Origin of the sequence: Thiorhodovibrio frisius (genome assembly GCF_033954835.1) — a bacterium.
In the GTDB taxonomy this organism is placed as follows: domain Bacteria; phylum Pseudomonadota; class Gammaproteobacteria; order Chromatiales; family Chromatiaceae; genus Thiorhodovibrio; species Thiorhodovibrio frisius.
Map to the genome: position 1 here is coordinate 4,517,024 of NZ_CP121471.1, position 23,393 is coordinate 4,540,416.

The 23,393-nt window shown below is 59.9% G+C and carries 20 protein-coding genes; 4 read left to right on the forward strand and 16 right to left on the reverse strand.

The genetic code is table 11. The features are described from left to right. Positions 1–339 precede the first annotated feature (339 nt). Both soxY and soxZ read left to right on the forward strand, forming a co-directional pair. A complete protein-coding gene (gene soxY, locus Thiofri_RS20680) occupies positions 340–813 on the forward strand; it encodes a thiosulfate oxidation carrier protein SoxY (protein ID WP_009148035.1) in 474 nt (157 codons plus the stop codon). Between the two features lie 134 nt (positions 814–947). Next, positions 948–1,265 (forward strand): thiosulfate oxidation carrier complex protein SoxZ, encoded by a 318-nt coding sequence (gene soxZ / locus Thiofri_RS20685; protein WP_009148036.1) that lies wholly within the window; start codon positions 948–950, stop codon positions 1,263–1,265. Positions 1,266–1,357: 92 nt separating this feature from the next. Here soxZ and Thiofri_RS20690 read toward each other — a convergent pair whose 3' ends face one another. The 15 genes from Thiofri_RS20690 to Thiofri_RS20760 all read right to left on the reverse strand — a co-directional run bounded on the left by Thiofri_RS20690 (position 1,358) and on the right by Thiofri_RS20760 (position 20,573). Then, entirely contained in the window at positions 1,358–2,365 is a 1,008-nt protein-coding gene (locus Thiofri_RS20690) for a lysophospholipid acyltransferase family protein (RefSeq protein WP_009148037.1), read from the reverse strand. A 96-nt stretch (positions 2,366–2,461) separates the two neighbouring features. Next, the gene (locus Thiofri_RS20695) at positions 2,462–2,956 is read right to left on the reverse strand and encodes a Fe-S cluster assembly transcription factor (RefSeq protein ID WP_009148038.1); all 495 of its coding nucleotides are present in this window, start codon (positions 2,954–2,956) and stop codon (positions 2,462–2,464) included. Positions 2,957–3,073: 117 nt separating this feature from the next. After that, positions 3,074–3,841, reverse strand: coding sequence for a serine O-acetyltransferase (cysE, locus tag Thiofri_RS20700; protein WP_009148039.1), 768 nt, complete (start codon positions 3,839–3,841; stop codon positions 3,074–3,076). A gap of 93 nt (positions 3,842–3,934) precedes the next feature. Then, entirely contained in the window at positions 3,935–4,708 is a 774-nt protein-coding gene (locus tag Thiofri_RS20705) for an RNA methyltransferase (RefSeq protein WP_009148040.1), read from the reverse strand. A 179-nt stretch (positions 4,709–4,887) separates the two neighbouring features. Next, the gene (locus Thiofri_RS20710) at positions 4,888–6,627 is read right to left on the reverse strand and encodes a tetratricopeptide repeat protein (RefSeq protein WP_009148041.1); all 1,740 of its coding nucleotides are present in this window, start codon (positions 6,625–6,627) and stop codon (positions 4,888–4,890) included. A 119-nt stretch (positions 6,628–6,746) separates the two neighbouring features. Beyond that, on the reverse strand, positions 6,747–7,700 hold the full coding sequence (locus tag Thiofri_RS20715; protein WP_009148042.1) for a DUF7005 family protein: 954 nt from the start codon (positions 7,698–7,700) through the stop codon (positions 6,747–6,749). Between the two features lie 62 nt (positions 7,701–7,762). Continuing rightward, complete coding sequence (locus tag Thiofri_RS20720) at positions 7,763–9,232, reverse strand: radical SAM/SPASM domain-containing protein (protein ID WP_009148043.1); 1,470 nt, start codon at positions 9,230–9,232, stop codon at positions 7,763–7,765. A 194-nt stretch (positions 9,233–9,426) separates the two neighbouring features. After that, positions 9,427–9,819 (reverse strand): hypothetical protein, encoded by a 393-nt coding sequence (locus tag Thiofri_RS20725; RefSeq protein ID WP_009148044.1) that lies wholly within the window; start codon positions 9,817–9,819, stop codon positions 9,427–9,429. Between the two features lie 231 nt (positions 9,820–10,050). After that, positions 10,051–13,119 carry an NHLP bacteriocin export ABC transporter permease/ATPase subunit gene (locus Thiofri_RS20730; RefSeq protein ID WP_009148045.1) on the reverse strand — a complete coding sequence of 1,023 codons (3,069 nt, stop codon included), beginning with the start codon at positions 13,117–13,119 and terminating at the stop codon, positions 10,051–10,053. A gap of 2 nt (positions 13,120–13,121) precedes the next feature. Continuing rightward, positions 13,122–15,338, reverse strand: a complete 2,217-nt coding sequence (locus tag Thiofri_RS20735; RefSeq protein WP_223296711.1) for an NHLP family bacteriocin export ABC transporter peptidase/permease/ATPase subunit — start codon at positions 15,336–15,338, stop codon at positions 13,122–13,124. A gap of 26 nt (positions 15,339–15,364) precedes the next feature. After that, positions 15,365–16,621 carry an NHLP bacteriocin system secretion protein gene (locus Thiofri_RS20740; protein WP_009148047.1) on the reverse strand — a complete coding sequence of 419 codons (1,257 nt, stop codon included), beginning with the start codon at positions 16,619–16,621 and terminating at the stop codon, positions 15,365–15,367. Positions 16,622–16,670: 49 nt separating this feature from the next. Beyond that, positions 16,671–18,074 (reverse strand): radical SAM/SPASM domain-containing protein, encoded by a 1,404-nt coding sequence (locus tag Thiofri_RS20745; protein ID WP_323705690.1) that lies wholly within the window; start codon positions 18,072–18,074, stop codon positions 16,671–16,673. 352 nt (positions 18,075–18,426) lie between these two features. After that, entirely contained in the window at positions 18,427–18,795 is a 369-nt protein-coding gene (locus Thiofri_RS20750) for a hypothetical protein (protein ID WP_009148049.1), read from the reverse strand. 69 nt (positions 18,796–18,864) lie between these two features. Then, the gene (locus tag Thiofri_RS20755; RefSeq protein WP_009148050.1) at positions 18,865–19,293 is read right to left on the reverse strand and encodes a Nif11 family protein; all 429 of its coding nucleotides are present in this window, start codon (positions 19,291–19,293) and stop codon (positions 18,865–18,867) included. A gap of 167 nt (positions 19,294–19,460) precedes the next feature. Next, positions 19,461–20,573: a helix-turn-helix domain-containing protein gene (locus Thiofri_RS20760; protein WP_323705691.1), complete on the reverse strand. Its 1,113-nt coding sequence runs from the start codon at positions 20,571–20,573 to the stop codon at positions 19,461–19,463. Between the two features lie 449 nt (positions 20,574–21,022). On the opposite strand from Thiofri_RS20760, the gene Thiofri_RS20765 reads away from it, so the two are divergent. Next, the gene (locus Thiofri_RS20765; RefSeq protein ID WP_040855620.1) at positions 21,023–21,379 is read left to right on the forward strand and encodes a hypothetical protein; all 357 of its coding nucleotides are present in this window, start codon (positions 21,023–21,025) and stop codon (positions 21,377–21,379) included. A 215-nt stretch (positions 21,380–21,594) separates the two neighbouring features. Next, a complete protein-coding gene (locus tag Thiofri_RS20770) occupies positions 21,595–22,767 on the forward strand; it encodes a radical SAM/SPASM domain-containing protein (RefSeq protein ID WP_223296757.1) in 1,173 nt (390 codons plus the stop codon). Here Thiofri_RS20770 and Thiofri_RS20775 read toward each other — a convergent pair. After that, entirely contained in the window at positions 22,755–23,393 is a 639-nt protein-coding gene (locus tag Thiofri_RS20775; RefSeq protein WP_009148054.1) for a TylF/MycF/NovP-related O-methyltransferase, read from the reverse strand. The genes Thiofri_RS20770 and Thiofri_RS20775 overlap by 13 nt on opposite strands.

The window sequence follows — 23,393 nt, forward strand, 5'->3', positions numbered from 1 at the left end:
TACCGTGAAATAACCACTTTATTGGCCGAAGTAGACGTGACCATGAGGCTTAGGGTTGCACAAACGCGCGACTCAGGTAAGCTTAGTGGACGAGCAAAAAACCTCGTGGTTCCGTGCGGTATTGCCCACAGACCAAAATCCAGCTCCGATAAACAGGAGCGATCACAGCCAGCCTGGGAGGAGATGCAGCGGCACACAACCGTCTGCCGCAGCGTGATTTTTTCCTGTCGCGCATCGATGTCTCCCCTCAGGTCGTCGCTTGGGTACCTATTGTTGCCTCGTGCCCGGGTCTGCTGCGATCCTCCATCTGTTTGACTCATTCCCCAAAGGAGACAGTCCATGATCGATAACAAACGCAGAACGCTGCTCAAAGCTTCCGTGGGTGCCGGGGCGCTTGGCCTGGCGGCTGGGGCTGGCTTGCTGATCCCGCAAGCACTGCTGGCAGCCTGGCCAAAGGCCGCTTTCGAGGCGAAAGACAAAGACGCCGCGCTGAAAGACCTGCTCGGTTCCGACACCTTCGAGACCAGCGACGCCGTCAAGATTGATGCGCCCCCTGCCGCCGATAACAGCGCCTTGGTGCGGTTGACCGTCTCAACTGATCTCGAGGATGCCAAGTCAATCACTATCTTCGCAGCCGGCAACCAGAGGCCGCTGATTGCATCTTTCGAGCTGTCTGAGTATTCCGTGCCTTATGTATCGATGAATATCAAGATGGCCGAGACCGCCGATGTGATCGCTGTGGTGCAAACCCCGGCAGGGCTTTTCGGTGCCGCAAAGAATGTGAAAGTAACCGCCGGCGGCTGTGGTGCCTGAGGCTGAACGCCGTCACTCAAGCCCGGGCGGACTTTTATCTTCCCCCACTCTCAGGCCCCGAAGTTAAATTCCAGCCGACATTCAATTCAATATAGCGACGAGCGGCAAGCGCTTGCGCGAGAGGTGATGAAATCATGGCTAGCAGCATTCGAATCCGCGCCAAGGTGAAAGATGGCGTGACCACCGTGAAGTCAATTATCGAACACCCAATGGAAACCGGTCTGCGCAAGGACAAAGAGACCGAAGAACTCATTCCCGCACACTTCATCCAGGAGGTCACCGCGAAATGGAAGGATCAGGTCGTGATGAAGGCTCTCTTCAGCGGTGGTGTCTCCAAGGATCCTTATCTGGCGTTTCAGTTCAAAGGTGGCGAGCCAGAGGATACCGTCGAGATCAGCTGGGTCGATAGCAAGGGCGAGACCGACAGCACCACGACCAAGATATCCGACTAAGCTCCTGTTTCAATAATTTTTTGGCGGGAGCCGCCATCACGCGCGCCGGCGCGATTCGATTCCCATGCCGGCGCGCGATTGCGCAGCTCCCGTCAAGATGCCGATTCAAATTTCCCGCACGCCGCAAGCTGTGCTTTCAGGTGCGTGACTTGCTCCCAGACGGCATTGTCGGATAATTTCCCATCGTAAAATTTCGGCATGCCCTCGAGCCGCTCGCGAAAGCGCCGATAGGGCCACAGGTATTGCTCCGGACAGGTGCGCACGCACTCGGCAATACCCTGATTCAAGGCCGCAGCAGCGAACTCATCGCGATCCGACGCAACAGCTTCTGGCGCCTTACGGCAGTGGATGCGGTAACCGAGCCCTGGGCCAAGGCGTTCAGCAAACAAAAAAACCACCGGCGCACCCGTCTTGCGCGACAGTCGGTTGACCAGCAGCATGGTGTAGGCTGGAATGCCAAAAAAAGGCGCAAATACGGCACCTTTATCCGCCCGTGGCGCTTGATCGGGCAGGATGCCGACGTATTCTCCGCGCTCCAGCGCCTGCACCAGCACGCGAATCCCCCTGGCAGTAATTGGCGCCAGAGTCGCACCGCTGCGCTTGCGCGCGGCGAGAATCAGGTCATCCAGATATTTCTGCGGTTTATAGAAAATGGCTGTAGGCCCTTGGGCGGCCAGATAGAGACCGGCAAGCTCCCAGGCCCCCAGGTGAGGTGACAGGACAATCAGTCCGCTGCCCGGCTGGCGCTCGAGCAGCTCGGTGCCGCTGGTCTCGCGCACCAGGCTCAAGACGTCCTCACTGGGGCGCAGCCAGAGATGCGCGATTTCCGCATAGGTTTTGCCGAACTCGCGCAGGCAGCGGTTGCGCAGCACGGTCGCATTGTCTTGGCCGAGTTCCGGCAGGCACAGGCCGATATTGATCAGGGTATTACGACGCTGGCGGTTGGGAAACAAGGCAACCAAGGTACCGATGGCACTGCCTAAGCGATGGACCAACGGAAGCGGCAGTCGGGCGAGCAGCCGCATCAGTGCGCGGGTGGTGCGCTCAAGCAAGATGGTTTTGTCGATCAGCGGGGGGCGTTCAGTCGAGGGGGCGGCCATGAAGTGCAGGCCCTTTAGCGTGAATGAAACGAACAATCAAACCACATTAGTGTCCGGATAGCCGGAACCACGAGCCTTAAGTCGCGGCACGTCCGATCAGGCATTGGCCGAAAACTGGTTGGGCTGTGCTTGCGGCCTCTCCATCATCGGTTCTTGCGGTATGTGGGTTTGGTCGGAATCAGCGGGGTGGCAGCGGCGCTCGACCAGATCGCGCAGAGAGATTTGGTTCAGATACTCGTAGATGCGGTGACTCAGATCCATCCAAAGGTCGTGCGTCAGACAGGGGCCCTCATTGTAGCAGTCGCCAGCACCGCCGCATTTGGTGGCATCCACATGTTCATCGACGGCGGCGATGATTTCCGCCACCTTGATCTCACCCATTTCCCGCGCCAGATTATAGCCACCGCCCGGACCACGCACGCTGCAAACCAGCCGCTGCCGGCGCAGCTTGGCAAAGAGTTGCTCCAGATAGGACAGGGAGATGCCCTGCCGGCGGGCGATGTCAGCCAGTGCGATCGGCCCCTGGCCGTGATGGATGGCCAGGTCGAGCACGGCGGTCACCGCGTAACGGCCTTTGGTAGTCAATCTCATACGTGGCGACTCCTTGCGATGGAAAACCGATGTTCCATCCTACGATAGCTGACTAATTCGATCAATTTTTCACTGAGTGCGGCTGGCGCCTGTTGGATAGTCTCTTGCTGGCGGGCATCAGTTGCTCTTTTGTTCGGTCGCGGACTCCATCTCGCAGTCGTCAAGATCATCGAGATGCTCAAAGTGGCGGGTCAGGCCATGCTCCTCCAAAGTACGCGACAGGGCTTCGACGCGGTGATCAAGCACATGGATATGGTCGAGCATGCGGTTGATGGCATTGGAGACCGGGTCTGGCACATCACTCGTGGCGCCATAGGCATCGAAGCCGATGCGCTTGGCGGTGTCGGCGCGACGGCGACTGGTGGCATCGGCGGGCCGCTCGATCACCCGGCCAGGCACCCCGATCACGGTGCTGCCGGCGGGTACCGGCTTGACCACCACGGCATTGGAGCCGATGCGGGCGCCATCGCCAATCTCGATGGGTCCGAGAACCTTAGCGCCGGCGCCGACGACAACATCCCGCCCCAGGGTCGGATGGCGCTTGCCTTTCTGCCAGCTGGTGCCGCCCAGGGTGACCCCATGGTAGAGCGTGCAGTCGTCCCCCACCACGGCGGTTTCACCGATCACCACGCCCATGCCATGGTCGATGAAAAAGCGCCGGCCGATTTCGGCGCCCGGGTGGATTTCGATGCCGGTGAACAGCCGTGCGACGTTCGACAGCATTCTTGCGAGCCAGCGCAGACGCGCTTGCCACAGACGATGAGCCAGCCGGTGCATCAGCACGGCGTGCAGACCGGGGTAGGTGGTCAGAACCTCGAAGCTGTTGCGCGCCGCGGGATCGCGGGAGAAGACGCAATGAATGTCTTCGCGGAGTCGCTCAAACATGGATTTTCCTTGAGTGTCGCGGATGCATGTTGCGGCTTGGGTCGCGCCCCGCGGTGAATCCTACCAAGTCAGTTAATTCTATATGGAGCAGATTCATGAGTTGGCGTGGCGGCCGAGCGCCTTGAGCATCCCGCGCAGGATATTGATCTCGGTGCGATCGGGCCGCGCGCGATTGAACAGGCGTCGCAGCCGGCGCAGCAGCTTGTGGGACTGTTCCGGCTTGGCAAAGCCGACCAGCACCAGGGTTTCGCGCAGATGCTCGAAAAACCCCGCCATCTCCTCCGCGCTGGCCGGCTCATGCGCGCCTTCGTCTGCTGGCGATGTCGCCGGCATGTCTGCGGTAGTCGCCGCAAGCCACGCCTGGCGAATCTCGTAGGCAAACACCTGGGCCGCGGCGGCCAGGTTGAGCGAGCTGAAGGCCGGGTTGGCGGGGATTTGGGTCAGATAATGGCAGTGGGCCAGCTCCTCGTTGCTCAGCCCAGAGCTCTCCCGACCCAGCACCAGGGCGACCGGGCCTTCCGCTGCCTCGGCGAGCAGTTTGCGTGCTGCGTCCGCCGGGCTCAGCAGGGGCCATTCAATCGCGCGTCGTCGGGCGCTCGCGCCAATTACCAGGCGGCAGTCGCCGAGCGCCTCTGGCAGGGTGGGATGGATGGGCGCTCGCTGTAACAAGTCATCGGCACCCACCGCGCGAGCGAGGGCCTCGGCATCCGGCGCGCGACGCGGGTTGACCAGGGCCAGCTGATCCAGCCCCATGGTCTTCATTGCGCGTGCCACCGCACCCTGGTTGCCGGTCAGGCTGGTCTCGACAAGGACAAAGCGAATGCGGCCAAGCGCCTCGGAGTCAGCGTGAGCGTCGGCGTTGGTCATTGTGGCTCTAGTGAGGGAGGGCTGGCGTGAAGCGCCAGGGGCAATGTTTGATGGTGCTAGAAAGGCGTTAGAGCTTAGCACCGCGTCATTGAGTGGACAACTCTCACCACGAACTTGGATGATGCGTCGATTCTGCAGCACTGCGCCGATCTGGCGCAGCCCGGCCTGAATGGCGAACCTCAGCGCTGGCTTGGCTCAATGAATATCTGTGACATGTTATCCATGATGCCGAAGAAGAATCCCGCGTCGAATTCCTCGGTCGTTAGGGTATCGAGTGGCGGCCATTCAGGTTGGGAGAAAGCCATGGCGCCGGATTCGCCATAGCGCATGTCCTCAATCTTGATATCACCGATGGTGAGCCCGATCAGTTGGCCGGCCTCGTTGAGCTGGAACAGCGTTGTGCTTGAGGCATCCGGGTCGCGCGCGTCGGGTCGAAGCAGTTTCAGGGTGGCACCGCCATCGATTTGCTTCACCTCGCCAAGCAGATAGCCAGATTCTCGCAGATAGTTCAGCAACTCATCCCTGCCCGCGCGGGTTGTGAGCAGCGGCGACTCCAGTAGCGAGCGGTTTTCTCGGATCAGGTCGCCGAGGTTATCCTCGAGATTCGCGGCAAGGCTGAAGTTGAATCCACCGTCGGTGCCACGTTGTAAGTCCACCTTGAAAGAGGGCACCGGGCCAGGCTCCAAGGCGCGCCGCAGCACCTTGTCTCCTCGTTTGTACAGCAGGGCTCCATCTGGGCCTGTCTCGTAGGCCAACTCCAGTGTTTCCGCGCGCCGCAGCTGGGTGGCAAAGAAATTTCTTTCGAGGTCCATGGCCACATAGGCCGTGATGGGACGCCCGTCTGGCGCCGCGGTGTAAAGCAGTGTCCCTTCGAGCGCCTCCAGGTCCGCGATGGCTTTCGCGGCGCTGATCAGGGCGTTGCTGAAGGCTTTCAGCCGCGCGTCATATTGCTCCTGGGACTCCTTCAGCGCATGCCCTGGAGCAAGCCAAGGGCTGTCCGGATAATCCGCCGCGAGCTGGTCGATCAGTGCCCGGGCCTCGTCGGGTTGGCCAAGGGCGGCATGGGACCAGGCGCGCTGAAAAAGGATTTTGTCTCCGCCCTCCGTGGGAGCTTGTCGCGGGAGCAGGGCGAGGGCATCGGCGAATCTTTTGTCCTGAATGGCTGCCTCGGCGGAAATCTGGCGAATCGCGGGCGCTTGCCGCGCGTCCTCCGTCATCTGAAGCAGTAACAGGTCGCGCAGAAAGCGCGCGCTGGGGTTGGTCGACATGCCGTGCAGGGCGACGGCTTTCTCGGCGGCGCTTTGGTCGCTGTCCGCAGCGATCCCGGCGATTCGGGCGAGATCATCGTCCCCTCCGAGCATGGGCTCGAGGCGCGCCAGCAGATCCTCCTGCCCTGCGGTCTCCCCGGCGGCTTGCAGGAGGTACGCCGATTTCAGCAGAAAATCGGGATCATTGAGCAGTTGATCGCCAAAGTCATCCAAGGCGGCCCCGAGTCCGTGGGCAAAGTGTTCAGGAAATTCGGGGGCGGGCCGCCGAGAAAATTGGTCAATCAATTCGGAGAGCATCTGGCGATAGTCTCCGGCATTGGCGAATGTCGAGCGATAGTAGCGTGCTTGGAAACTTTGGGCGTAATCCAGGGCCAACAACCGCCGCATTTCCGCAAGCGCCGGTTGGTCTTGGAATACCTTGGCCACCATCAGCAGATCAAAGGCCACGCGCGGGGCCAGACTGGAATCTGGATGGCTTGCGAGAAAATCGCGGGCGGCCTGGGCATAGCCGGCGGGGTCTCCTTGCTCAAGGTCGGTCGGCTCGAGATATTCCTCTAGGCGCGGATAGTCGTTCGCGCCAAAGGTGCTTGCCGAGAAAAGAACGCAAAGCAACAGAATGGAGCCGAGGGGAGCGTATCGAACTAAATTCATAAACAAAACCTCTTGGGATGCCAGATGGTATCTTGGTTGGAGTCGTAACACTGAACTGGTGCCATCGACAACTTTTGGCTTGTGTGCTGTTAGTTTGATCCTGGGAAACTTCCGCCCGCTCAGTCGCGCCAGCGCGAGCAGAGCCTTTGCTGACAGAGCCAGCGTAGGCGCTGGACTGGATCGGTTGGCAGCCGTGAAGACTTGAACAGCGCTTCGAGCTCCTGTGCCCGCTCCAGTGCCAGCTGGATCGCCGTCAGCGCGTCGCTTTGCTCGAGCTCGGCGACATAGGTCCAGACACGTGCATGCGCTGGCGCGCTGCCGTCCTCCTCGACACCAAGGCAGCGCCGAAATAGGTCCGCCGAAAAGGTGCCAAGAGCGCGGAGCATGCCCATGGCGTCGGCGATCAACTCATCGAGCAGATTCAGGCGCATTTCCCCGCACAGCGCCTTGGTGGCGAGATGGGTCAGTTCATGCTCGAGCCGCAGCACGCCGGAGAGGGCGAGCCAGTGCGCGGCACTCGGGCGGCCCGGAACCCGATCCGCCGGAACAGAACCATAGGGGGCCTCATGCAGCAGGATCAGTTGGGCGCGCGTTTCGCGTCCGTGGACGCGAATCAAGCCCCAGTGAATCAGCCCGCCAACTGCCTGGGCATGCACACCGGCGGCGATGGGTACCGGCTCGCAGCGGTGAGCAAGCGCGCGCGTCAGGAACAGAAAATCCTCGCGATCCGAGGTGCGAAGAACCGGAAGCGTGACGGCAAAATGCGCTGCAATCTCGAGGCGCAGTTGTTCGGGGGCGAGCAAACCGGGCATCTCGGCGCCAAGGCTGGTATGCAGCGGGAGCCCGCGCAGCACCGCGTGCCGGTATTCCTCGGACTGTGAAACACCCGGCCGCTGCGGCATGCACAGCTGCGGCAGCGATTCGCGTAGCCTATCGAACAGGCTGACACCATCCGTCTCCGCCAGAAGAGCGCGCCACCAGGCCATGGAGGGCGGCTCGGCAAGCGGCAGCGCTGGCCAAGGGGCATTCGCGTTGGCAAAACCGCGACAATAGTCGCTGAGCGATTGCTTCACCGGGGGCGGTTCAAAAAATCCACGGAAACTGGGATGACTGGCTGTCCGATTTGGAATACTCGTTATCTAATTGACGTGTTTTGCATGTTGGTGGTTTGGATTTCGCCGCCCATGAGAATGGATAGGTCGTTTTCGATTTCGGACAAGAGGGGGCCGGCATCGCCTGCTTGGTCCCGCGCGCGCAGCATGGCCTGCTTGGCTTCTGGAATGTTGCCAAGCTTGGCGAGCGCATTGCCCAAGCCATGCCAGGAATACGCGTCGTTCGGGGCGATCATGAGAGCCTGTTCGTTGATGTCGCGGCTCTTTTCGTACTGGCGGCAGCGAAAGTGGGCGTAACCCAGCAATTGCAGGATGTCGAGGTTGTCAGAACTAAGGGTATTGGCTTGTAACAGACAGGTTTCCGCGACTTCAAATAGTTCCATCGCAAGCGCCTTGCGCGCTCTGTCTAAGAGTTGGTCAACATTGCGCATCCGGTGAATTTTTGGCGAGAGTTCTTCGACTTGAGTTCTGTACGCACAGTAAGGGTTGTCCCGGAGCGACTGGGTCATGGTGAGTTTGACGTTTTGACATCCGCCCAGGCAAATTTCGCCATAACGGCATTTCGCGCAAAAGCCGCCGAGATCCTCGACCGAGAAATCTCGATTCCAGGCAAAAGCGCCGGGTCTATTCCAAATGACACTTAGCGGCGTCCGCCGAATGTTGCCTTCCACAAATTCGGGCGCGCGAATTGAAGTACAGCCGAGAATATCGCCGTTATGCAGGATGCCGATATTCGATTTTCCGGCATTGCATCCCTGCCAGGGATGGTCGGAGTCAAAGTAGGACTTGCGTATCTCTTGATGGTGATGGGAATAATATCCAACACAATCGGCAAGAACCGGCTGAATTGGACTGCTGTCGAGAAGCGCGCGACCAAAGCTCACAATCTCTTCCACCTGCTCGGGGGCAATGACGCGATCCATGGTCATCTTGCCCATTGGCATGCCGAGCTGTAATTGCCAATGCTGTATTCCAAGATCCTCCAACAGCGGGCGCATTTTCGGCAGCAGGGCGAGATTGTCTTGCATCACGGTCGTGATCACGGCGGAGCCCAGCCCTGCTTGCCGCAGCGTCTCCAAGGCATTGCATGCGCGTTCGAAGGAGCCATCGCGGCGAAGGGTGTCATGCACTTCCTTGGTGCCATCGAGACTAACCGCGCAGTTGCCGAAGCCAGCCTCGCATGCGCGACTGGCAGTGTCCGAGTCAAGCAGCCAGCCATTGGAAATCATGTTGACCCTCACGCCCTTTTCAGACAGGCGGGAACCGATGCGATCCCAGTCGTCACGTAAAAGAGGCTCACCGCCGGACAGGGTAACTAACTCGACACCAAGGTCCGCGAGTTGATCGCAAAGATCAAGGGCTGCTTCCGTATCCAATTCGTCGGGAGATTTGTTGGTGCATGAGGAGCCGCAATGTTGACAACGCATGTTGCACGCTAGGGTCAATTCCCATACCGCGGTGCGCGGATATCCTTGTGTCGAGGAAGCATTCATGTTCTGAAGCCCGCGATGAATTCACAGTGGTAGTCCGCTTTATTGGCGGATCAAGATTGCAGTCTGCGGCGGTGGAGGTCCGGGAGGGGGCGCCCTAGCCGCCTTGGTTAACAATAAGCGATGGGGTAGTGCCTATTGTCACCAAGGCGGCCCTTCTCAATCGTAAGGCTTTGTTAACGGTGTTTCACCATCTGTTACCAAGCACCTGGATTGCCAAACCAGCTTGGCGCGGCATAGGCGGGAACGCTGGGGAATGGCACTTCAGGCAAGAGGAATTTCTCTAGTATGTTTAGCGGACTGACAAATCCGCCAGCTACTTTTTGAAGATCGGCATCCGTCAGTTCATCATTTTCATTGTCTTGATTGGCGGGAACCTTAAGTAGGACGCGCCCGTCCTTCTTCTCGCAGGAAAACCGCGCCCCTTCCGGCATTGGCTTGCCAATTAATTGCTCGAAAGCGGCGCTGAAATCCTTTACGCAGAGTGCGCCAAAAGTTTCGTCTTCGGTCGCCTTGGTGAGTATCCTATCCAAGGTTTCGGCGACTTTTTTGTGTAGTTCAGGGGAGCAGGTTTTGTCACTGCTTGACATGATGAGCCTCCATTGTTGATCGAGGTAAAACACCCTTTGCGTTGGTCCGCACATTCCTATGCGGATTCTCGTCCAAATTGGACGGGAACTGTATCGGCTTCTGGCTTGCAAGACGATTCAAGGAATCAATGTTGTTCATGGGGTCCTTGCGTTGTTTCAAGCTTGGCAAGTATCGATGGAGCGCGGATAAGTGCGCGCCGAACGTTCAATCGTCTTCGCTCGCGGGACTGGTCATACCATCTGCCGCCGCGCCAATTCGGCGAACTCGCCGTTTAGGTCCATCAGTTCACGGAAGCCACCGGATTCGGCGATGCTGCCTTGGCGCATGACGAAGATGCGGTCGACGCGCTCAATGGTGCTGAGGCGATGGGCGACGACAATGCGCGTCATGTTCAATTTCGCCAGGCTTTTGTTGACGACATCCTGGGTGCGGTTGTCCAGTGCCGAGGTCGCCTCGTCGAGGATGAGAATGCGTGGCTTGTGCACCAGCGCGCGAGCGATCATCAGCCGCTGGCGTTGGCCGCCGGAGAGGGACGCGGCCCCATCGGGTAGCACGGTGTGCATGCCCATGGGCATTTGTTTGATATCGTCTGAAAAGCCCGCCATCTCGGCGGCTTGCCAGGCGTCGTCGATGGTCAAGGGCAGGCTGCCGACGATGTTGTCGAAGATGGAGCCGGACATGATGCGTCCGTTCTGCAGCACCACGCCGATCTGGCGGCGCACCGCCTGCATGTCGAGCCCGGAGATGTCGCGTCCGTCGATGTAGACGCCGCCGGATTCCGGTTGCTCGAAGCCTAGCAGCAGGCGCACCAGGGTCGACTTGCCGGAGCCCGAGGCGCCGACGAAGGCAACATAGCTGCCACTGGGGATGCGCAAGGAGACCTGATTGACCGCCGGCGGGACTTGCGGGTCGTAGCGAAAGAGCACCGAGGAGAACTCGATGTGGCCGTCGAGCGCGCCCGGATCGGCTTTCAGCTCCGAGCGCTCCGGGATGGCCTCGAGTATTGGGCGCGCGCGCTCGTAGAGGGGAACGATGGTGATCAGGGTGGTCAGGGTGCCCAAGAGCGCGGTCATGGCGCCGCTGAATTGCCCGAAGGCGGGCAGAAAGCCGAGGAACTCCTTGATGCCGAAGCCGCTCTGAGCCATGGCAAACTCGGCGCCGCCGGGGTTGGCGCTTTTGTTGAGCGCGAAGCTGATCATGGCAAAAAAGACGATGGACGCGATCAGCGGGAAGAGCGCGTTGAGCACCTGCTGCAAGGCCGCGAGGCGACGGGCGCGATAGGTCAGGTCCTTGGTGATGCTGAATTGCTCGGCCCAGCGCGCGAAGGCGCGTGCCTCGGCCGCGGAAATACGCAGCTTCGACAAGCCCACCAGCAGTTGAAACACCAGGCCCTCGATCTTGCCGCCGCGGCCGATCATTTCTCGTTGCAAGGGCAGCTGCATCAGGGTGACCAGAAAGGACAGCCCAAGGATGACCAGCACCACGGCCAGCGCGACCAGCGCCAGCTTCCAGCTGTACCAGAACAGCAACACCAGGCTGAAGACCGAGAAGACCAGGTTAAGCGCGGCCTGGATAACCGTCGAGCTCAGCACTTCGCGAATCGCGTTGATGCCATTGGCGCGATCGGCGAGGTCGCCAGCGGTGTAGTCGCGAAAGAAGCTGACCGGAAGGCTCAGCAGCCGATCCCAGACGGCGGTTTGGATGCGTGCGTCCATGCGGGTCTGCAAGCGCAGCATGGCGAAACTGCGGGCCACCGCGAAGGCGGCCGCGCCCAGGGCGGCGAGCACCAAGCCCGCGACCAGCATCAGATGCATGGAAACATCGGCGCGGGGGATAATATCGGAGAGGATCTGGCTAGTCGCGATCGGGGTCGCCAGGGCAAGTAGGCCGGTCAGCAGCCCCATGGCGAGCACCGTGGCGGGATCGAGCCGCAACCCGGCGAGCCCGAAGCGCAGTACCTCGCGCACATTGAGGGCGTGGGCCGGGAAGGGGCGGTAGAGCACCTGGGCCTCGCCGGCGAGTTGCTCGGCGACCTGATCGGTGACCGGTTGCTCGGTGTTCGTGCTGGGATCGATCAGCCGATAGCGCCTGGGCCCGTCGGGAATGAGCGCGACCGGGCGCTGGTCCGCGCCCAGATAGCCGAGCAGCGGGTCGTTGTCCTGGCGATGCCACTGATCACGCAGCAACACCCGCCGGGTGCGCACCTGGGAGCGGCGCGCGATCTCCTCGAGCGGATGGGCGAGCGGATTCTTGGCCCGCGCGGGCGGAGCGATGCTGATGCCGGAGGCGGCGGCGACCAGGCGCGCGGCTTCATGCAGCGGATCAGCGGTGGCATCCAGCCCCTCGGTCAGGTTCCGGTCCGCGCCCAGCGGCCGCAAAATGCCGGCGATACGCCGCAGGGCGCCGCCAAAGGTCAGGCGATCGCCTGCGGCGCGCTGCTCAAGACGCGCGGCATCGCGCTGCTGGTTTTCGGCCAGCCGCTTAGCGAGCGCGCCCATGAAGACCCGGTGAAACCCATCCAGGCTTTGCCACAGGGCGCCGCGAAACAGAGCGGTGGGCGTGTAGATGCCGCTCAGGGTGCAGGCGTTCTCGCAGGCGAGCCAGAGATTGCCGGAGAGCGGGAACCACCGCCCCTCGCCCGCGCCCGGGATCGGCCAATTTCCCGCGACCTTGGCCTCGCCCTGATCGGCCTGGAGCCAGATAGTGTCGCGGGCTTGCGGCAACAGGACGCGCTTGGCTGGGTATTCGAGCCCCGGCTCGGCCTCGAGAAAGCCGTCCGCGCGCGGCCCGCCGACCGGCATCAGCACGGTGGCAAGCTGGCCGATCCAGGTGTCGATCCAGTCCACCACGATGATGTCGAAATCCTCGTCCTCGATATCGCGACGGCGGGCGCGATAAAGCTCCGTGCCCATGGTGGCGACGGCGCGCAGCGCGATCTGGGTTTGGCCCGCTTGCGCGGCGGATTCATCCGCGCTTGACGGCGGGCCGGCCGGCTGGGCTGGCGCCGGAGCCATGCCAAAGACCAGCTCGCCCGCCTCGACCCGCAGCAAATGCTGGCCGGTGCCGACGATCTTGCCCGCGACCACCGGCACCGCGAAGATGTCCAGACTGCCCTTGAGCACCAGCCAGATCAGGTCGGGCTCTTGGATCAGGAAGGGGTTGTGATAGCCGACCGAGAGCCGGGTGCCGTCGATTTTCGCCAGCAGCTCGGCGTCGAAACTGTCGTGGCTGGCTCGCGTGGTTTCTGGCCCGGTCCCGGGCGTTGCCTTTGGCATTGTCTGTTGCGGGTTCTGTCCCATGATCAGGCCTCGCCGGACTGGATGAGTCGCCGATAGGGTCCGTCCTTGGCGACCAGTTCCTCGTGACGCCCTTGCTCGACCACCTGGCCGCGCTCGAGGACCAGGATTTGGTCGGCGTCGCGAATGGTGCTCAAGCGATGGGCGACGATCAGGCAGGTGCAGCCGCGGCGGCGCAGGTTCTCGTCGATGCGTTTCTCCACCGTGGGGTCGAGCGCCGAGGTGGCCTCGTCGAGAATCAGCACGCTGGGTTGGGTCGCCAGGGCGCGGGCAATCTCCAGGCGCTGGCGCTGGCCGCCGCTGAAATTGGCGCCGTTCTCGGCCACCTGGGCGTTGTAGCGACCGGGACGGTTCTCGATCAGATCGAGCACGCAGGCATCGCGCAGCGCCTGGGTGATGGCCTCGTCCGTGATGGTGGCATCCCAAAGGGCGATGTTGTCGCGCACGTTGCCGGAAAATAGAAAAATCTCCTGATCGACCGTGGCCACCGAGTTGGCGAACCAGGCATGCGGCAGCTCCGCGAGCGGCATGCCGTCATAGAGCACCTCGCCCGACCAGGGGCGGTGCAGTCCGCTGACGATCCGGGCCAGGGTGGATTTACCGCTGCCGGAGCCGCCGATCAGGGCAATGCGCTGGCCCGGCTCCACCACCAGATCCAGCCCCTGGATCAGCGGCGGGTCGGAGCGGTTGTAGCCAAAGACCAGCTCGCGGATCTCGAGCCGTCCGCGCAGTTTGGGTGGCAGCGGGCGGGCGGGCGTGGTCACGGCGAAGACCCGCTCGCTGTCGCGCATGCGCTCGTCCATGTCGTAATGGAGCACATCATCGATGCGCGCGAGCTCCCCCTTGATGGTTTGCAGCTCCCCGCCCAATCCGACCAAACTTCCGATCGGCCCGGCGAAACTGGCCGCCAGGCCCTGAAAGGCAACCAGACCGCCGATGGTCAGGGAGCCGTCGAGCACCAGCAGTCCGCCAACCCCGAGGATGGTCGCGGTGGTGAGCGAGGCGAGCAGGGTCGGTACCGAGGAAATCACCGTGGTGGCGGCGGACAGGGATTGCTGGGCATTGAGATACTTGGCCTGAAGCCCCGCCCATTTGGTGAAGAAGTCGCTTTCCGAGCCGCTGGATTTCAAGGTTTCGATCAGTTGCAAGCCGCTGATCGAGGTGGCGCCGAGCTTGCCTTCGTCGTTGACCAATTGCCGCGAGCTGTCCTCGCGACGGCGGGAGACCGCGGCCAGCGCAAGGAAATTGAGCAGCGCCAGGGTGACGGTGATCAGCGTCAGCGGCAGGCTGTAGAATGCCATCACAATGGCATAGAACACCACGGTGACCAGCCCGATAAGATTGGTGGCCAACTGACCGGACATCAGGCGGGCGAAATCGTCGTTCGAGGCGACCCGATTGCTGATGTCGCCGGGGTAGCGCTGGCTGAAGAATTGTACCGGCAGGCGCAGCACATGCCAGAAAAACGCCGCCGAGGAGTTGAGCGCCAGCTTGATCTCCATGCGCGACAGATTGATCTGCTGTAGCCAGACGATGGTGGCATTAATGATCGCGGTGAGTCCCATGCCGATCAACAGCGGCATCAGCCAGCGGTCGCTGCCGCCGATCAGGATTTCGTCGATAAAGACCTTGTTGAAGACTGGGATGACCAGTCCGGGCAGCACCAAGAGCAAGGTCGCGAGCAGCACATAGGACAGGGCATTGCCTGAACCCGTCAGGCGCTGCTTGAGCGGCGCGAGCAGACTCGGTCGGCGGCCGAGGCGTTGGAACTCCGGACCCGGCTCGAACGTCAGGCAAATCCCGGTGAAGCAATCGTCGAATTCGCGCAAGCCGATGGTGCGCGGACCCGTGCCCGGGTCATTGAGCCACACCCGGCCGCGCTTGCGATCGATCCCCTCGAGCACCAGAAAATGATTGAAGTTCCAATGAATAATCATTGGGAACGAAAACCGCTCCAGGCCCTCGGGCTCGCAGCGATAACCCCTGGCCGTCAGACCATAGTGGCGCGCGGCGTGCACCATGTTCGAGGCCTTGGAGCCGTCGCGCGACACATCGCAGGCCAGGCGCAGTTCCTCGAGCGGAATCCAGCAGCCATGGCGGGCGAGGATCATGGCCAGCGCGGCGGCGCCACACTCGGTCGCCTCCATTTGCAGGACGGTCGGGGTTTTGAAGCGCTTGCCCGCTTTGGGTTTCGGGTTCTTGGCCATGGTGTTCTCGGCCACGGTGTTCTCGGATAGAGTCACGGGCCTTAGTAGATACCCGTCAATTCACGCAGCAGCGGAATGACCAGTGTGATGGGCGCGCGCTTCTCAATGGTGATCTCGGCGCTGCACAGGGTGCCGGCGGAGAGTGGCAGCCGCGCGCCCTTGCGCGAGGTCCAGCGGTAACCGCTGACGCTGTCCTGGGCTCGCTCGAGCTTGACCCGCGCCACATAGGGCGGGCCGGCGGGCGCGAAGGTCTTGGCGAGCTCGTCACTGCCGAGCACGGCGCGCATGCCAGCGATGGAGGCGGGAAAGTCCGAAACCCAGTCCACCCTGGCCTTGATGGTGCCGAATTCCTCTTGCCTGGCCGTGGCGGGCGAGACCTGCGCGGGCATGCCCGGCTTGACCCGCTTGCCGTCCTGGGGTGGCACATAAAGAATCAGCTCGAGCGACTGGCCACCGGATTGCACCGAGAACAAGGACTGTCCCTCGGCCACGCGGGCACCCGGGTTGATCTTCACCTCGGCAACAATGCCGCGCGCGGGAGAGGTGACGACCGTGCTCTCGGCCAGGTTCGCCTCGAGCTCCCGGATCTGGCGCTCGGCTTCATGCACGGCCTCCTCGGCGCGGCGGCGTTCATTCGCCTGCGATGTCAGCAAATCAAGCTCCTCGGCCTCGATCTTGGCGATCTCGGTGCGCACCTGCGCAGTCTTCTGCTCGACTTGATTCAGCTCGTCGCGGGTGGTTTCAATCTCATCGCGCGCGGCCAGGCCGCGTTTTTCAAGCGATTGCTGGTTGGCAAGGCGCTCGCGCAGGAATTCGGTGCGTTTGACGCCCGCCTGCATCTGATCCTCCAATGCCTCGCGCCGCAGCGCCATGTTGGCGCGTTTGAGCCGCAGCGCTTCGGCGAACTGCTGCTCCAATTCCGCCAGGGTGCGCTGGCGATCCTCGAGCAGTCCCTTGGCGCTGCGCAGACGTTGCATGGCGTCGGTCTGGGAAATCCGCGCGAGCACCTGTTCGGCTTCCACCTCCTGGCCGAGGTCCACCAGGATTTCAGTGAGGGTGCCGGACGCCGGGGCCTGAATGGTGGTGATCTGCCCACCGCTGCTGATCAGAATGCCGTTGCCCTTGACCAGGGTCGGCAAGGCGCCAAGGATACCCCAGACCACAACCGCCGCCAGCAACACGGCGATGGCGATCAGTGCCACCCAATTCTTGGGGCTGACCACGGTGACTAGCCGATCGAGCTGCTCGGGGGAAGACAGGCGCTCAAGCGCCGATTTGCGAAAAATCTCTTGTCCCATTGGGTCCTGCCCGTTGTTTGGCCGTTTGGCCATTTGGAGCAGCGGAGTCCTATACGCCCGCCGCCATCCTGTCCGGTCGAGCTTTGGATGATACCGGAAGGCCAGGCGTGGGAGGTTCAACGGCGATTCCGGTTCGGCGCTCGCTCGCGGGTGGCTGACCGCCGTCGATTCGCGCGCTGGTGGACGTCGCCGGTGCCTTGGAGAGGCTCGCGGCATGGCGCGCCTGGGCGATCTCCATGGGGGAAGCGGGGCTTGATTTCAGCTTGCGCGCGAGCTTTTCATCATACCCGTTGCGGAAGAAAAAACAGGCGTCCGGGTCGGCACCGAAATAGTCCGTGCCCGCAGTCATGGCGGCGGCCCGGCAACCGCCCCCGCACTTGAACCGGTGCGCGCATGACCGGCAGCCGCGGTTATTGGCGAAAACTTGGTCCAGCCGCGTATCGATCCTGTCGAAATAGGCCGAGCCACGCAAGGCCCGCGACAGCGTGGTCTCGGTTAGCCGCGGCATGTCTTGCTCCACCAGCGAACCCGTCATGGGAATGCAGGGCAACAGCCGGCCATCGGCCATGATGTAAGGGTGAAGGCGGCAGCTTTGGCAGGCTGTTTGTTTGGCGGCGTCCGCCTGCCCGGAAAACTTGTTAAAGGGGCTCATCCACAGTGAACTACCCTTGGGGCCGTAATACAGCCCACCAAGCGCCAACTCGAAAGGCGCCCCGTCGCGGTGATGATGCGCGGCCAGTTCCAGATAGGTGTCAAAAAGCGCTTGCTGAGAAGCATCCCTGTGGCCGCCTTCGCGCCTCCAAGCACCGGCATTCGCCATCGCTGACACTTTCCAAGCGACGACTCCGAGGTTTTGCATAAGGTCATAAGTCGCCATTAGGCGATCAAGGTTTTCTTTGTAGACGGCTGTTTCGATACTCACCTGAAAGCCAGCTTCAACGGCTCGGGTAATCACATCGATCACTCTTTTTTCCGTTCCAGAAAGCCCTCTTACCCAATCGTGGGTGCCTATTCCGTCGAAGCTCAAGATCAGCGTCGGTTTTGACTGACGCCGCTCGAATTCAGTGAGCATGGCATCGTTAAGAAGAACGCCATTTGTATAAAGCTGGGCCAGAATAATCTCTTTGGCTTGCAAGGAATCGATAATGTGCAAAAAATCTTTTCTAACAAAAGGTTCGCCGCCAGTGATGGAAACCCGGCCAACATTGGCTTCGTCAAGTTGATCAACGATGCGCAAACATTCTTTCGTAGAAAGTTCGCCATATTTGGCATTTGGTGCTTCCATGAAGCAATGTCGGCAACGTAGGTTACACTTACCTGTAATGGACCACTGCACCAAGTCAACAAAGCGCGACTGTGTTTGGCGATAGCGCTGCTCATCGACTAATGTCTGACCCGGATTGCAAACATCAACAATTCCTTGCTCAATGAGCAACTTGATATGGTCGATCAAGGACAAAGGCACCAAGGGGAAGGCGATTGGTGTTTTGCCGTCGCACAAAGACAATGCCTGAAAGGTCTTGCTATCGATCAGCGAACTTGATCCGCTCACACGATCCTTAAGTCCAAAGGGTAGTCCATGCCAGCCTCTGAGCGCATAACGGGAAGATAGAATTGCGTACATCGCGCTTTAAACGCACTACTAAGTTTGATTTTTTGAGTTATTAGGAGAAACCGGGGGCTTCAGGCGTATCAGCCTTTGATATCTAGCCTCGCGCCGATCAGCAGGTAAAAATCACAATTAAACATTAAAATGAATGCTAAACAACGATGTTTATCCCGCGAATCGACGCTTTACTAAATATCTAACCGAATGCGGAAAAGCCAATGATAGTGCAAAGGCCATCACCAATAGAAAGACCAAGCCCCAACCCTACGCAGATAGATCCTATTCCCAGGCCACCAACGACAGAGTCAAGTTCTTTGAGCGAAACACCATCCAGTGCTCCTGAGCTTTTCGACTGTTTTGAGCTGTATGTTTGAAGCTCTTCTATGGTGAAAGGCATTTGCAATTTTTCCGCCAAGGGTAAGATATGAGTGCGGATCACATCCATTCTTGTTTCGTCATCGATTTGTTGGCCAGCGTATTGCTTGTTTAAGCTCTCAAGAACACTCCTTTTTTGCTCGTCGTGATGGAGCGCAATGAAAAACTTGGAAATATTCTCATAAGACATGATTAAACCTCCAGCGGGTAAGTTTTGCGAAGTGCTTGGTTAGAGGCTCGACGTGAAAAAAGAACACGATTAGGTGCCGAAACCAAAGCATAATTTCGAGCCTGCGGCGATGAAAGTCGCGCCGATACCAAGGCAGAAACTCCCAACATAGATTGAAGCTCCGCCCGCGACCGCGTCAAGCTCTTCCTTGGATAATTTGCCGCTGTCGCTTTCTTTGGGAAGCTCATAGGAGAAGGAGAATATATCGTTGGCGGTTATTTCAAAACCCATTTCTTTCGCAAGCGGAACCATATGCTTATCCAGAAAATCGAGTATTTGCTGTTTGTCCATTTCTCTCGGGGAATGGGCTTCGCCTAGTTTGATTAGCTGTTCCTTTTTGGTTTCGTCTTTTACCACTGCTTCATAAAAAGCACCGACGCTTGGATTTGCCATAAGGCCCCCCTCTATTTTCAGTTTGATTGACTCGGTCGCGAGCTGATAGCGTAGCTCGGAAGCCACGGATTCTTCTCATAGAGAACGTTAGTTAGTAAAATTTAGCAGACAAAACGGGAATTGACTATGCAATTCCGGCAAGACTTTCAGCTTGGATGGACGGAGGCGAGCCGGCCGTTCGTGGCCGCGGAAACGGCGGGCGGAGCGGGGTCATGTTCAGGCGCTGAGCGCGTTCAGGCGCTGAGCGCGCGCGCCAGGGTGAGTGAGGGCTTTTCGTGAAAAAGCGCGCGATAATCCCGGGAAAAATGCCCCATTTGCAGGAAGCCCCAGCGGGTCGCTACTGCCGTCACCGAGGTGGTCGCGGCGCCGGGAGCAAGCAGCTCGGCGCGCGCGCCGTTCAAGCGCAGTCGACGCAGGTAGGTTGCCGGTGGGCATCCCATTTGCTCGTTGAAAACGTAGCGCAGGGTGCGCTCCGAGACATGAAGATGCGCGCACAGGTCCAGCATTCCAGGGGTTATGCCCCGGTTGAGGCAGTCCTCCATGAACTCGCGCGCCGCCCGCGCGATCCGCCAGGCACGTCGGCGACCGTGCAGGCGGGGCGCGTCGCCCGAGTGCCGCGGGCCAGAGGCAGTGATCGCGAGCAGTATTTGCTCCTTCAGGATGGCGTGCAGTCCAGCCGGGTCTGCCCCACCGCGACCCGTTCCTGGCGCCTTCCCAACCGTGAGAATCTGGTGCATGACCCTTTCCAGCCGAGCCTTGCCGACCGTGCCCAGGGATTGCAGTGAGCGGCTAGCGCCCAAGCGATCGGCAAGCGCGGCATCCAGGATATGCAGGTCGCGGATCAGCGTGTTTTGGTCGATGCGCGCGTAAGTGTTGGTGTGACCGCCTGGCATCAGGATGTCGAACTCGTGCTGTTCGGGTTGGAAGAAAGCCAGGTCCTCGCCAGCGATGACAAACTGGGAAAATCGCGCGTCGTGATGACCGCGATCAATGAACGACAGGGTGCATTGCCCGGGCGGGAGAGCGCCGGATTTGTTGACGCTTTGATGGTGCTGTTCATGAACCACAGTGACATTGTTAAAGTCGACCATGTCCATGCGGCCGCTGAACTGGCCGGGGCTGATTTGGCGGTAGGTGATGGGGACCCAGGACTGAGCGTCGGCGGCTTGCGACGCATCGATAAAGGCAAGCTCGCGCGAGGCCAGTCCAGGGTATTTCTCGGCGAAATCCGCGCGAGCGATTCTTGTCGGGGCGGCGGCGTGGCGCGTTTGCGGGACGCGGCTCTGGCGCGGCGATGTGGCCGGGTCAGTTGTGCTCGTGTGCGCGGTTTCAGGTATGTGATCCATCCTCGCTTCTCCATGGGGGGAGGCGTCTGTGGGGCAGGGCGTCACATTCTCGTGAAGACGAGCGCTCGCGCAACGGCAAGCCCATGCGAAAGATGAGGGTACTACCTTGGCGGCTTTGATGCCACCGCCGAGCCCTTTTTCCGAGACCGGGCGCGGGTGAAATTCCGCAAGGCGCGGTCCAACTATCCGGGCCTGCCCAAGGCGTTCGAACGCCTGGAAAACGGAAAGCAAAGCAACGAGATGCATCCCGCGCGAGACCGGGTCGCCCCTTCGATATTCTGCTGGAAGTCCGCCACTGAACCGAAAGTCTTGCCGGAATTGCATGGCGGGCGAGCGAGATCACGCCTAGACTGCTTATCACTGTTAGGCTCAGCGTCCGATCACTTAGGATGACAGTCGATACCGCGAGTTTGTCACGATTGCCGAAGTCCCCGGTGGACGGCCCGAGGATGAGTACAACTGTCAACAACGAGGGTGACTCAATGGCACAGACAGCAAAGATGCAACGGCTAGAGGATTTGTTTACCCAAGTTAAGGAAAAGGCGGAGGCTGATGCGGAATTTCAGCAAAGGGTGCGAGCCCGGCCGGCCGAGGCGTTAAATGAGATTAACTGCAACAACGACGAGGCTCGTCAGTTGCTGGAGATTATTCAGGCGAAAATCACCAAGGAACGAAGCGAGAATCGAGCATTGAGCCAGGACGAGCTTGACGGCGTCGCTGGCGGCCTCTTCTTTGATGATTTGTGGCAATGGTTGAAAAAAGCCCTCCCGACCAACAGCGGAGGCGGCAATTGTTCGCATTGCTAAAGGCCGCACGAATGAAACATTAACCACGCATCATGAGATGGTCCCGCTACAATTATTGGTTTCGTTCGGAAAAGCACGGTTTATTGTTGTATAACAGCCTGAGTGACGAGATCATTCCGTTGCGGGATGCTCGGCTCGATCCGCTGTTTGTCAAAGGTGCCCCGGACATCGACCGCTTGTGCGATTTGCCGCTGTGGTATTTTCGCTTTCGTTCCATGCACGCCATTGTCAAGGACGGCGAGGAGCGGAGTTTGTTGGAAGTGGTTCGCTTGAAAAGGCGTTTGCGCCAATGCCAAAACCACGGATTACTGCTCACTGTGGCCCCCACCCTGGCTTGCGATTTTTCCTGTTCCTATTGCTACGTGTCCCGACAAGCGGACTCGAGTATGGACGATGCGACCGAGGATGCCCTAATCCGATTCATTGACAAGTGGCCGGGCTCGCGAGAGATACTATCCATCGACTGGTTCGGGGGGGAACCGCTGCTCGCCTTTGATCGCATCCAAAGTGTCACGCGCAAATTGCTCGACGGCGGGCACCCGCTTACCGCGTCCATCAGCACTAATGGCTATCATCTTGACCAATCCGTCATTGGCGCCTTGGGCGCGCTGCGGATCGCATCCGTGCACATTCCGCTAGACGGTGACAAGTGTTCCCACAATGCCAGTCGAGGATTGCAGCCCGGTAAAGCCCCGAAGCCCAAAAAAGCTGGGACGCAAGACGAGGAAACCTACGACCGAATCATCCAAAATATTCAGGCCTTGCTAGCGAGTGACTGGAAAGGAACTTGCACGATACGCGTGAACCTTGATAAGTCCAACCTGCGAGACTACCCGGCGCTGTATCAGGATCTGCGCGAACGCATTCCCCAAAAAAATCTCCATATTTATCCCGGCATCTTGGACGCTAGCCACCGTCCATCCTGTTCCCGGCAAACGCCCGACGACACGGAGGTTGCCGCGCTCATTCTCGAGATGTATCGCGGCCATGGATCCAACCCGAGGCGTTATTTCGCGCCGACCGACCCAAGCCACTATTGCTCTTTTACCCAGCCGAACAGTCTCGTGGTCGCGCCTTCCGGAAAGCTTTACAAATGTTGGTGCGACCTTGGAAAGGCCGCGCTGAGTGTTGGAAACATCTTCGATCAGGGCAAGATGACCTTGGGGGAGGCCTCGACCATGGCGCGATACATGGTGGGCGTCGACCCTTTCGATGATCCGATTTGCGCGGATTGTGTGTTGCTTCCCAACTGCTTTGGCGGCTGTCCAAATTCCCGCGTTCGCGCGAAATACCACGGACATGATGTTTCTTACTGCCCCTTTATGAAAGCTGACCTGCCGGGATTCTTGGAAGTCTATTACGAGAACAAAAAAAGTCAGCGTTTGTGAAAGGCGCCGATCAACTCCTGTTTGGTGACATGGCCTTCTTCCGCCTTGCCGCGTAGAAATTCGGAACATGCTCTTTCCACACCAGGCAACATCAGCGACGAATAATCGTGCATAACAATGACTCCGCCGCGGCTTAGACGCGGATAGACAATGTTCAATGAATCCCAGATGGATTGATAAAAGTCGCCGTCAAGAAACGCGAAGGCGATACTTTCCGGATAAGATCGCGCCGGGAGCGCGCGAAACCATCCCTCGCGGATTTCAGGAGGCCTGAGACCCGCTTGGTGAAAATTGGCAAGAAGGACTTCCCGCTCGCATTTGCAACTTCCCTCGCGGACGATGGAGCCGTCGAGGCTCTCGTCTTCGGCCCGCTTCGCCGGCAAGCCAAGAAAGGAATCGTAGACAATAAAACGACGGCGCGATTCGCGCGCATCTAACAATCTTCTGATGAAGAGTGACGTTGTTCCCATGCAGCATCCAAGCTCAACAACCGCGCCATGCACTTGTGCTTCCAGCACTTGGTGCAAATGGGAGAGGACAATCTCCAGTTGGCGCCGCGTGATCATGCCGGAAATAATTGGATGCTCATGCAGTAGCGCTGTAATCCGTTCCTGTCCCGATGACAT

What these genes read in the sequence shown, in the direction of transcription:
- soxY (WP_009148035.1), top strand. Translation starts at nt 340, where the DNA reads ATGATCGATAACAAACGCAGAACGCTGCTCAAAGCTTCCGTGGGTGCC.
- soxZ (WP_009148036.1), top strand. Translation starts at nt 948, where the DNA reads ATGGCTAGCAGCATTCGAATCCGCGCCAAGGTGAAAGATGGCGTGACC.
- Thiofri_RS20690 (WP_009148037.1), bottom strand. Translation starts at nt 2,365, where the DNA reads ATGGCCGCCCCCTCGACTGAACGCCCCCCGCTGATCGACAAAACCATC.
- Thiofri_RS20695 (WP_009148038.1), bottom strand. Translation starts at nt 2,956, where the DNA reads ATGAGATTGACTACCAAAGGCCGTTACGCGGTGACCGCCGTGCTCGAC.
- cysE (WP_009148039.1), bottom strand. Translation starts at nt 3,841, where the DNA reads ATGTTTGAGCGACTCCGCGAAGACATTCATTGCGTCTTCTCCCGCGAT.
- Thiofri_RS20705 (WP_009148040.1), bottom strand. Translation starts at nt 4,708, where the DNA reads ATGACCAACGCCGACGCTCACGCTGACTCCGAGGCGCTTGGCCGCATT.
- Thiofri_RS20710 (WP_009148041.1), bottom strand. Translation starts at nt 6,627, where the DNA reads ATGAATTTAGTTCGATACGCTCCCCTCGGCTCCATTCTGTTGCTTTGC.
- Thiofri_RS20720 (WP_009148043.1), bottom strand. Translation starts at nt 9,232, where the DNA reads ATGAATGCTTCCTCGACACAAGGATATCCGCGCACCGCGGTATGGGAA.
- Thiofri_RS20725 (WP_009148044.1), bottom strand. Translation starts at nt 9,819, where the DNA reads ATGTCAAGCAGTGACAAAACCTGCTCCCCTGAACTACACAAAAAAGTC.
- Thiofri_RS20730 (WP_009148045.1), bottom strand. Translation starts at nt 13,119, where the DNA reads ATGGGACAGAACCCGCAACAGACAATGCCAAAGGCAACGCCCGGGACC.
- Thiofri_RS20740 (WP_009148047.1), bottom strand. Translation starts at nt 16,621, where the DNA reads ATGGGACAAGAGATTTTTCGCAAATCGGCGCTTGAGCGCCTGTCTTCC.
- Thiofri_RS20750 (WP_009148049.1), bottom strand. Translation starts at nt 18,795, where the DNA reads ATGTCTTATGAGAATATTTCCAAGTTTTTCATTGCGCTCCATCACGAC.
- Thiofri_RS20760 (WP_323705691.1), bottom strand. Translation starts at nt 20,573, where the DNA reads ATGGATCACATACCTGAAACCGCGCACACGAGCACAACTGACCCGGCC.
- Thiofri_RS20765 (WP_040855620.1), top strand. Translation starts at nt 21,023, where the DNA reads ATGAGTACAACTGTCAACAACGAGGGTGACTCAATGGCACAGACAGCA.
- Thiofri_RS20770 (WP_223296757.1), top strand. Translation starts at nt 21,595, where the DNA reads ATGCACGCCATTGTCAAGGACGGCGAGGAGCGGAGTTTGTTGGAAGTG.
- Thiofri_RS20775 (WP_009148054.1), bottom strand. Translation starts at nt 23,393, where the DNA reads ATGTCATCGGGACAGGAACGGATTACAGCGCTACTGCATGAGCATCCA.